Annotated in this window: 11 protein-coding genes; 4 read left to right on the top strand and 7 right to left on the bottom strand. The window is 57.5% G+C overall.

What is annotated here, in order from left to right:
- From dnaJ to grpE, 3 genes are all read right to left on the bottom strand, one after another.
- On the bottom strand, window positions 1-650 hold a 650-nt coding region (dnaJ, locus tag GIW04_RS23460; RefSeq protein WP_236479238.1), incomplete at its 3' end, for a molecular chaperone DnaJ.
- Between the two features lie 317 nt (window positions 651-967).
- Window positions 968-2,890 carry a molecular chaperone DnaK gene (gene dnaK, locus GIW04_RS23455; RefSeq protein ID WP_003194213.1) on the bottom strand — a complete coding sequence of 641 codons (1,923 nt, stop codon included), beginning with the start codon at window positions 2,888-2,890 and terminating at the stop codon, window positions 968-970.
- Window positions 2,891-2,992: 102 nt separating this feature from the next.
- A complete protein-coding gene (gene grpE, locus GIW04_RS23450; RefSeq protein ID WP_003194215.1) occupies window positions 2,993-3,553 on the bottom strand; it encodes a nucleotide exchange factor GrpE in 561 nt (186 codons plus the stop codon).
- 254 nt (window positions 3,554-3,807) lie between these two features.
- On the opposite strand from grpE, the gene recN reads away from it, so the two are divergent.
- Window positions 3,808-5,481: a DNA repair protein RecN gene (gene recN / locus GIW04_RS23445; RefSeq protein ID WP_120248829.1), complete on the top strand. Its 1,674-nt coding sequence runs from the start codon at window positions 3,808-3,810 to the stop codon at window positions 5,479-5,481.
- An 85-nt stretch (window positions 5,482-5,566) separates the two neighbouring features.
- On the opposite strand, the gene fur is transcribed toward recN, so the two are convergent.
- Window positions 5,567-5,971 (bottom strand): ferric iron uptake transcriptional regulator, encoded by a 405-nt coding sequence (gene fur / locus GIW04_RS23440; RefSeq protein WP_003194220.1) that lies wholly within the window; start codon window positions 5,969-5,971, stop codon window positions 5,567-5,569.
- 98 nt (window positions 5,972-6,069) lie between these two features.
- Here fur and GIW04_RS23435 point away from each other — a divergent pair, with 98 nt between their 5' ends.
- Window positions 6,070-6,597, top strand: coding sequence for an outer membrane protein assembly factor BamE (locus GIW04_RS23435; RefSeq protein ID WP_003194222.1), 528 nt, complete (start codon window positions 6,070-6,072; stop codon window positions 6,595-6,597).
- Between the two features lie 306 nt (window positions 6,598-6,903).
- Here GIW04_RS23435 and GIW04_RS23430 read toward each other — a convergent pair whose 3' ends face one another.
- Window positions 6,904-7,206: an RnfH family protein gene (locus tag GIW04_RS23430; protein WP_120248828.1), complete on the bottom strand. Its 303-nt coding sequence runs from the start codon at window positions 7,204-7,206 to the stop codon at window positions 6,904-6,906.
- Window positions 7,199-7,633, bottom strand: coding sequence for a type II toxin-antitoxin system RatA family toxin (locus tag GIW04_RS23425; protein WP_003194226.1), 435 nt, complete (start codon window positions 7,631-7,633; stop codon window positions 7,199-7,201). The genes GIW04_RS23430 and GIW04_RS23425 overlap by 8 nt, the downstream gene beginning before the upstream one ends.
- A gap of 167 nt (window positions 7,634-7,800) precedes the next feature.
- On the opposite strand from GIW04_RS23425, the gene smpB reads away from it, so the two are divergent.
- A complete protein-coding gene (gene smpB / locus GIW04_RS23420; protein WP_014719962.1) occupies window positions 7,801-8,283 on the top strand; it encodes an SsrA-binding protein SmpB in 483 nt (160 codons plus the stop codon).
- 27 nt (window positions 8,284-8,310) lie between these two features.
- Here the strand turns inward: smpB and GIW04_RS23415 are convergent, their stop codons facing one another.
- Window positions 8,311-9,078, bottom strand: a complete 768-nt coding sequence (locus GIW04_RS23415; RefSeq protein ID WP_094774603.1) for an FCD domain-containing protein — start codon at window positions 9,076-9,078, stop codon at window positions 8,311-8,313.
- Window positions 9,079-9,330: 252 nt separating this feature from the next.
- Between GIW04_RS23415 and GIW04_RS23410 the strand changes: the two genes are divergently transcribed.
- The coding region (locus GIW04_RS23410) for an L-lactate permease (RefSeq protein ID WP_236479237.1) at window positions 9,331-9,520 on the top strand (190 nt) is incomplete at its 3' end.

Here is a 9,520-nt window from a genome sequence, read left to right as displayed (position 1 = left end):
TTGACCGACAGCGTCTTGTACTCTTCGACGCGGCCTTCGCCGTGGCAGGAGTCGCACGGATCGGAAATGATCTTGCCCTGGCCATGGCAACGCGGGCAGGTTTGCTGCACCGAGAAGAAGCCCTGTTGCATGCGCACCTGCCCAATACCGCCGCAGGTCGGGCACGTGATCGGTGAGGAGCCTTTCTTCGCACCCGAGCCATCGCACGGCTTGCAGTTAACCAACGTCGGCACACGGATATTGACACTGGTACCGCGCACGGCCTCTTCCAGATTCAACTCCAGGGTGTAACGCAGGTCGCTGCCGCGCTGCGGGCCGCCACGCTGACCACCACGGCCGCCGCCGAAGAAGTCGCTGAATACGTCGCCGAAAATATCGGAGAAGTTCTGGCCACCAAAACCGGCACCGCCGCCGCCCATGCTTGGGTCGACACCGGCATGGCCATACTGGTCGTAGGCTGCACGCTTATTGGGATCACACAGGCATTCGTAGGCCTCGTTGGCCTCTTTGAACATCTCTTCGGATTCTTTGTTATCCGGATTACGGTCCGGGTGGTGCTTCATCGCCAGGCGACGGTAGGCTTTTTTCAGCTCCGCCTCGCTGGCGCCACGCTCCACACCCAATACTTCGTAATAGTCACGCTTTGCCATAAGTCTTTGCACTCTTAAGGACGTTCGACCTGGCCCTCCTGAACCCTGCCAAACTCGTTGAGCCCCAATACAGGCCCGGACCCAACTCACGTCAATTCAACGATCCTGGTCATTACTGCTTTCAGCCAGGGACCCGGCCAAAAACGCGGTGACTGTCATTCGGAAAGCAGGAGCATTCCCGTTCACACCGCCAGCATCCGAGCGTTGTCGCATGCTGTAAAAATTCGCATACCCCAGACACGCCAACGCGGGAGCAAGCTCCCGCGCGGCGACATCCTACCAGTCACCGCTTGTGTGCGGTCAACCGGGCGACCAAGTTACTTCTTCTGGTCGTCTTTAACTTCTTCGAACTCGGCATCGACAACGTCGTCATGCTTGGCTTCAGGCTCTGCTTGTTGCGCAGCACCGTCAGCCGGCTGGCCTTGTTCGGCGTACATTTTCTGAGCAACTGGCGCGGAGACTTTCGACAGTTCCTCAACCTTGGCTTCGATGGCAGCCTTGTCGTCGCCTTTGATGGCGGCTTCCAGGGCAACCACTGCCGCTTCGATTGCGGTTTTCTCTTCGTCGGTCACTTTGTCGCCAGCATCAGCGATCATTTTGCGCGTCGAGTGAACCAGCGCGTCACCCTGGTTACGGGCGCCCGCCAACTCTTCGAACTTCTTGTCCGCTTCAGCATTGGTTTCAGCATCACGGATCATCTGTTGAATTTCTTCATCAGACAGGCCGGAGTTGGCCTTGATGGTGATCTTCTGCTCTTTGCCGGTGGCCTTGTCTTTCGCGCCGACGTGCAGGATGCCGTTGGCGTCGATGTCGAAGGTCACTTCGATTTGTGGCACGCCACGTGGTGCTGGCGGAATCTCAGCCAGGTCGAACTTGCCCAGGGACTTGTTCTGCGCAGCTTGCTTACGCTCGCCCTGCAGCACGTGGATAGTCACGGCGCCCTGGTTGTCATCGGCAGTCGAGAACACCTGGGATTTCTTGGTAGGAATCGTGGTGTTTTTCTCGATCAGCGCAGTCATCACGCCACCCATGGTTTCGATACCCAGGGTCAGCGGGCTTACGTCCAGCAGCAACACGTCTTTCACGTCACCGGCCAGTACGGCACCCTGGATGGCAGCACCCATGGCAACGGCTTCGTCCGGGTTCACGTCTTTACGAGCTTCTTTGCCGAAGAACTCGGTGACCAGCTTCTGAACCAGTGGCATACGGGTCTGACCGCCCACCAGGATCACGTCGTTGATAGAGCCAACGTCGATACCGGAGTCTTTCAGCGCGATACGGCAAGGTTCGATGGTGCGCTGAACCAGGTCTTCAACCAGTGCTTCGAGCTTGGAACGCGAGATTTTCACGTTCAAGTGCTTAGGACCAGTGGCGTCTGCTGTGATGTACGGCAGGTTCACGTCGGTCGACTGAGCGGAAGACAGCTCGATCTTGGCTTTTTCAGCGGCTTCTTTCAGGCGCTGCATGGCCAGCGGGTCACCTTTGAGGTTCATGCCGCTTTCTTTCTTGAATTCGTCAACGAGGTAGTCGATCAGACGAATGTCAAAGTCTTCACCACCCAAGAAGGTGTCGCCGTTGGTGGCCAACACTTCGAACTGGTGCTCGCCGTCAACTTCTGCGATCTCGATCACGGAGACGTCGAATGTACCGCCACCCAGGTCGTAAACGATCACGGTGTGATCGCCCTTGGCCTTGTCCATACCGTAAGCCAGAGCAGCTGCGGTTGGTTCGTTGATGATACGTTTTACATCCAGGCCCGCGATGCGGCCGGCGTCTTTGGTGGCCTGACGCTGGCTGTCGTTGAAGTAGGCCGGAACGGTGATCACCGCTTCAGTCACTGCTTCACCGAGGTAGTCTTCGGCGGTCTTCTTCATCTTTTTCAAGATTTCAGCCGAGATTTGTGGCGGCGACATCTTCTGGCCGTTCACTTCAACCCAGGCGTCACCGTTGTCGGCCTTGGCGATTTTGTAAGGCACCATCTTGATGTCTTTCTGTACGACTTCTTCGTCGAACTTACGACCGATCAGACGCTTTACCGCGTACAGGGTGTTGTGCGGGTTGGTCACTGCCTGACGCTTGGCCGATTGGCCGACGAGGATTTCACCGTCGTTGGCGTAAGCGATGATCGACGGGGTGGTACGTGCGCCTTCGGCGTTTTCAATAACTTTTGCAACGCCGTTTTCCAGCACGGAGACGCAGGAGTTGGTAGTCCCCAGGTCGATACCGATAATTTTGCCCATGATTTACTCTCCCGAAACTTGAATTTGGTTGCCGCAGCAGTTTTGGCTAACTGCGGTAGCACTTAAACGCTTGACTTATAAATGGGGGCCTTGCGGCGTATTTCAAGCCTGCTCATCAATAGAAGGTGCAACGGGTGCAGGAGCCTTGCTCACCACCACCATTGCCGGGCGCATCAGGCGACCGTTGAGCTGGTAACCCTTCTGGAACACCTTGATCACGCTATTGGGTTCCAGGTCATGGCTTTCCTGCATGGCCATGGCTTGGTGATGCTCAGCATTGAACGGCTCGCCGGCTTGCGGATCGATCGCTTCCAACTGATAACGCTTCAGGGTGTCCTGGAACATTTTCAGGGTCAGCTCGATGCCTTCGCGCATTGGGCGGATGTTTTCATCGTCCGGGTTGGACAACTCAAGACCACGCTCCAGGCTGTCGATGATCGGCAGCAGGTCACCGGCGAATTTTTCCAGCGCGAACTTGTGAGCCTTCTCTACATCCTGCTCGGCACGGCGGCGGACGTTCTGCAGATCGGCGGCAACACGCAACGATTGATCCTGCGCAGCGGCCAATTGCTCTTCGAGCACTTGCACACGTGTCGCCAGTTCATCACCGGCAGCCGAATTGGCGTCTGGAGTTTGCGTATCCTGCGTCTGTTCGTCAGCCATAGATTTCTCCTTTCAAAATCATGCGCGAACTCAACTCGCGCTTCTGCTCCGGTATATGGGGCCACAATTTTCAGGTTCAAGGGCGCAGGCGTTACCAAAAGTCTTTCGATTGACCTGGATCATTTCCTTCACGCTCATTCCACATCGTGCTAAAAAAATTAACGACTCAAGCAAATCGAGCTAAGTGCCAGGATTGTCAGGCCTGAACAAAACACTGTATAAATAACCAGACCTAAAGCCTGGGAGCGGCCGTCATGCTCGTGCACCTGTCTGTACATAACTACGCCATCGTTGAACATCTGGATCTTGAACTGGATCGCGGGATGAGCGTAATCACAGGCGAAACCGGCGCCGGCAAGTCGATCATGCTCGACGCCCTGGGCCTGACGCTTGGCGACCGCGCCGACAGTGGCGTGGTACGCCCTGGCTCCGACAAGGCCGACATCCTGGCCACCTTCGACCTGGCGGACATCCCCGAAGCCGAGGCATGGCTGGCCGAACGCGACCTTAATAATGAAGGCCCCTGCATTCTGCGCCGGGTGATCACGGCCGAGGGGCGCTCACGCGGCTATATCAACGGCACGCCTTGCCCACTGGGCGACTTGAAAGCCCTGGGCGAATTGCTGATCGATATCCACAGCCAGCACGAACACCAATCCCTGCTGAAAACCGATACCCACCGTCGCCTGCTCGATGAGTACGCCGGCGCCACCGATCTTTCCCGGCAAGTTCAGCTGGCCGCCCAACGCTGGCGCCAGACACGCCAGGAACTGGAACGCCTCTCCAACTCCGGCGACGAACAACGCGCCCGCCACCAGTTGCTCAGTTATCAACTGGAAGAGCTCGAGAGCCTGGGCCTGGGTGAAACCGAGCTGGAACAGCTTGAGCAGGAACACAAGAACCTGACCAACGCCGAAACCCTGCTGGGCATCTGCCGCCAGGTGGTCGAACAATGTAGCGAGAGCGACTCCGGCAATGTGCTCAACGCACTGACCGCCAGCCTCAATCGCCTGTCCAGCGTGAACAATGCTTCTGGCTCGCTGAGTGAAGCGACCACCCTGCTGACCAGCGCGCAGATCCAGGTTGAAGAGGCCGTGGGCGAACTCAATCGTTTCCTGGATCACTTCGACGCCGACCCAGCTCGCCTGCAGGAAATAGAGGAGCGCCTGGACACTATTTATACCCTGGCTCGCAAGCATCGAATCCAGCCGACTGAAGTCGCCACCATGCAGCAGAAACTGCTGGATGAAATCGAAACACTCAACGCGAACGACGAATCCATCGAGCGCTTGGGCGAAGAGCTCGCTTCGTTTGCCCGTCATTATCAGGAAAAGGCCCGGGAACTGAGCGCCCTGCGCCAGCAAGCAGCCACCAGCCTGGCCAGCGCCGTTGAGCTGGAAATCCAACGCCTGGGCATGCCAGGCGGGCGCTTCACCATCGAGCTGCATCCCAACACCAGTCAAGAATTGCAGCCCCATGGGCTGGAGCACGTCGAACTGCTGGTGAGTGCCAACCCCGGCCAACCGCTCAAGGCTCTGGCCAAAGTGGCCTCCGGCGGCGAACTGTCGCGCATCAGCCTGGCGATCCAGGTGATTACCGCCCAGACCTCACGGGTACCCACCCTGGTATTCGATGAAGTGGATGTGGGCATTGGCGGGCCGACCGCAGAAATTGTTGGCCAATTGCTGCGTCGCTTGGGGGATCGCGGCCAGGTGCTTACGGTAACGCACTTGCCGCAAGTGGCAGCCCAAGGGCATCAGCACCTGTTTGTGCATAAGGTGCGCGGCAGTGACGCGACACACACCGCCGTCTCCAAGCTGAACAAGTCGGAACGGGTGGAAGAAGTGGCGCGGATGCTCGGCGGTATCGACTTGACCAAAGAGTCCTTGGCTCACGCGAAAAAAATGGTGGTGGCCGCGAAGGCCTGAAGCGAAATTTTCCACTCTATAGAAAGCACGAAGGCGACCCGAGGGTCGCCTTCAATCGTTTCGCAAAGCAAAACTGCGTCGATTTTTACTTTTTCTTACGGATGTACAACACGAGATTATGGTCGACCAAATCGAACCCATGCTCCTCAGCAATCTTGTGCTGCAGCGCTTCGATTTCAGGGCTGGTGAACTCGATAACCTCATTGGTATCCAGGTCAACCATGTGGTCATGGTGACCACCGTCAGCCAATTCAAACACCGCATGACCGCCGTCGAAATTATGACGAACCACCAGCCCTGCGGCTTCAAACTGGGTCAGTACACGGTAGACCGTGGCCAGGCCGACGTCCTCGTTAGACTCCATCAGCGCCTTGTAAACGTCTTCGGCACTCATGTGGCGCTGCTCAGCAGAATCGAGCATTTGTAGAATCTTGACTCGTGGCAGAGTCACTTTGAGACCGGCTTTGCGTAGTTCGCTATTTTCAACCATGGTTAGCTTTCTCGCGGATGCTGCTTCGCAGCTTCTCTTAATACGGGTATGATCGGCGTTTACGTTGTCCCAGCCAAGATAGTGGAAGTCGCCCACCGATGCAAAACACCAAGCTCTTGCTAACCAGTTTCACCTTTGTGGGACTGCTCGCACTCGCCGGTTGTTCATTCCCCGGGGTTTACAAAATCGACATCCAGCAGGGCAATGTCGTCACGCAGGACATGATAGACCAGTTACGCCCGGGAATGACCCGACGGCAAGTACGGTTTATCATGGGTAATCCCCTGCTGACCGACACTTTCCATGCCGATCGCTGGGATTATCTGTACAGCCTGCAGCCTGGTGGCGGTGAACGCCAGCAGGAGCGCGTCAGTGTCATCTTCAATGGCAATGACCAGCTCGTGAGCCTGTCCGGTGACTTCATGCCCGGCGTAAGCCGCGATGAAGCCTTGCTGGGCAAGGACAGCGGCACCAACGTGACCGCCCCTGCGCAGGAAGCCGAAAAACCAAAATCCGAGGTACCGGCCAAGCCAGGTTCGTTGCTGGACAGCATCCAGAAAGACATCGACAACGTGGAAACCGTGCCCGTGCCGACGCCTGAGCCTCTGGACACCAGCCCGCAATAATTTTGCGCTCGATAAAAAGCCCGGCATGCCGGGCTTTTTGTTGCCTGCCATTTACATAGGCATCTCTACATAACCTTGGTGCGACGCTGAACCTGTGGGAGCTGGCTTGCCTGCGAAAGCGATCTGACAGTCAACCAGGATCCTGGATCAGATCGAGAACATACCCGTTATCGGGACCGCCCCTTCCACATTTGGATCGCGGGTATAAGGTAGATATGCGCCGGCTATCAGGGCGTCATCGCAGGCAAGCCAGCTCCCACAGTTGGATCGCGGCGCCCCAGATAGCTAGGCTGCCATTTGGCAAGCTCAAGAATTCGTTTGCCTGGCCAATGCCGCCTTGGCCGCGCGCAACCTGCGTACCTCTTTAGGGTCGGCCAGCAAAGGCCGGTAGATCTCAATACGGTCGCCCGCTTGTACGCAACGCGCCCCGGCATCCACGACAACCTTGCCAAATATACCCACCGGGCAATCAGCCAGATCAACATCAGGAAAATGCGCTGCCATTCCCGACGCCTGCACCGCCTCGCGCAAACTAGTGCCTTCAGCCACCTTTACCGCCAGCAACACCTGGCGGTCCTCAGCGGCAAACACCACCTCAATCTCAACCATGCAGTTGCTTGGCGCGCTGACAGAACGCATCCACCAGGGTATTGGCTGCCTGATTGAACAAAGGCCCCAACGTCGCACGAACAATCGGCCCGGCATAATCAAACGAAAGATCCAGGCTGATCTTGCAGGCCTTGTCCGTCAACGCCTTGAACACCCACACACCGTGCAGTTGGGTGAACGGCCCTTCCTGCAGGTTCATTTCGATGGATTGACCCGGCACCAGCACATTGCGCGTCACAAAATGCTGACTGAGGCCGCCCTTGGCCACCCCCACACTGGCAACCATGTGCTCGTCACTGCTCTCCAGAACCTCGGCCGTCGAGCACCAAGGCAGAAACTCTGGGTAACGCGCCACGTCGTTGACCAGGTCATAGAGCGCCTGCGCCGGGTAGGGCAACAGGGCCGAACGTTGAATATGCGTCGTCATGTGAGCGTTACTTCCACTGCTTAAGGCAAACATCGCGAAAGAACAGCCCAATCCGCGAGAGAAAAAAACCAAAGAACTGCCCGCATTGTCCGGGATTCGTCCAACTCGCTCAAGCACACAGGTTGACCGTAGCCGACACGCTCGCAACTCCCTATAATGCCGCCCCTATGGCTAAACAAAAGAAACACCCCACAGGGACCATCGCGCAAAATAAAAAAGCGCGACACGATTACTTCATCGAACATCGGTTCGAGGCTGGTCTGGTCCTGGCCGGCTGGGAAGTAAAAAGTCTGCGTGCCAGCAAACTGCAGCTGGTCGACAGTTATGTGCTGCTCAAGGATGGCGAGGCATGGCTGCTTGGCAGTCATATCACTCCGCTGACCACCGCGAGCACCCACGTGATTGCCGACCCGGTGCGTACGCGCAAGTTGTTGCTCAATGCCCGCGAGCTCGAAAAACTCGCCGCAGCCGTGCAGCAAAAAGGCTACGCGTGTGTCTGCTTGTCCTGGTACTGGAGCAAGCACCTGGTCAAATGCGAGATCGCATTGGGCAAGGGCAAGAAGGAATACGACAAGCGCGACACCGAACGCGAGCGCGATTCCAATCGCGAGCTGCATCGCGCCGTGCGCAACAAGGGCAAGGAAGAGTAATCCTTGTGACGGTGTAGCCCACGCGGGCTACATCCCTTTGCGCCGCTCCGCCCGAGCCACGCGCTGAACCTCCTGACGCACCTCCTCCAACACCTCCTGCACATACAGCAGATGCCGTGTCGAGACGTCGCGCGCCTGCTCGGCCCGCCCCTCGATGATGGCCAGGTACAAGTCCCGATGCTGATTGATCAACATGTCGCGGGTCTCAGTACGCTGCTGGTACATGCCACCAATATTCGTCACTACGTTACGCTTGAGCAGGTCGAACAGCCCACGAATGGTGTGCAGCAATACGGCGTTATGACTGGCTTCGGCAATCGCCAAGTGAAACCTTGCATCCGCAGCGCCCTCCTCCACCCGGCTCACCTCATCGACGCGCGCATAGCAATCCTGCAACGCCTCAAATGCGGCGGTCAGCCGTTCACGGTCAACCTCCGTGGCGCGTAACGCCGCGTAATAAGCACACGAAGCCTCAAGGGTCTGGCGAAACTCCAGCAGATCGCGTTGCGCTTCGGGATTGCTTTCCAACAAATGCAGCAGCGGATCACTGAAGGTCGAACCCAGGGAGTCCACCACATAGTTGCCACCGCCCTGGCGACTGACCAGTAACCCCTTGGCCGCCAGCTTCTGAATCGCCTCACGCAACGATGGGCGCGACACACCAAAGCGCTCAGCCAGCGCGCGCTCGGCCGGCAAGCGCTCGCCCGACTTCAGCGTGCCCTCGAGAATCATGCCCTCAAGCTGCTCGACAATATCGTCAGACAAACGGCGCTGACGCACCTGATCAAACCCCATAACTCAACTCTCCACCATCCCGACCACTCGCCGGGGCCCCTATTCTGGCCTATCGACGTGCCGGCAGCACCTATCAGAACGCCTTCAATTTCGCTGATCAGAACGCCCCGCCTCCCGACCTACGACCAAAGTTTCGCAGGCGGCAAATTGACACACCCCTGCCCAGCCTCTTAATCTAGCCCACAGCGATTGTAAATTGGTATTACCAATTACCCAAGCTCACCAAACAACAACAATCAGGGGCCACCCCATATGCAAACCTGGCAACAGCTTTACAGCCCACTCGGCAGCCTCGGCCTGTCCGCACTGGCCGCCGTCATTCCCATCGTATTCTTCTTCCTGGCGCTGGCCGTGTTCCGCCTCAAAGGCCATGTGGCCGGCAGCATCACCCTGGCCCTGTCGATCCTGGTCGCCATTTTCGCCTTCCAGATGCCGGTAGCTG

The sequence above is a fragment of the Pseudomonas sp. PA-4-8C genome (assembly GCF_021606625.1).
GTDB classification, from domain to species: domain Bacteria; phylum Pseudomonadota; class Gammaproteobacteria; order Pseudomonadales; family Pseudomonadaceae; genus Aquipseudomonas; species Aquipseudomonas lactis.
This window is presented reverse-complemented; position numbering and strand designations above follow the sequence as displayed.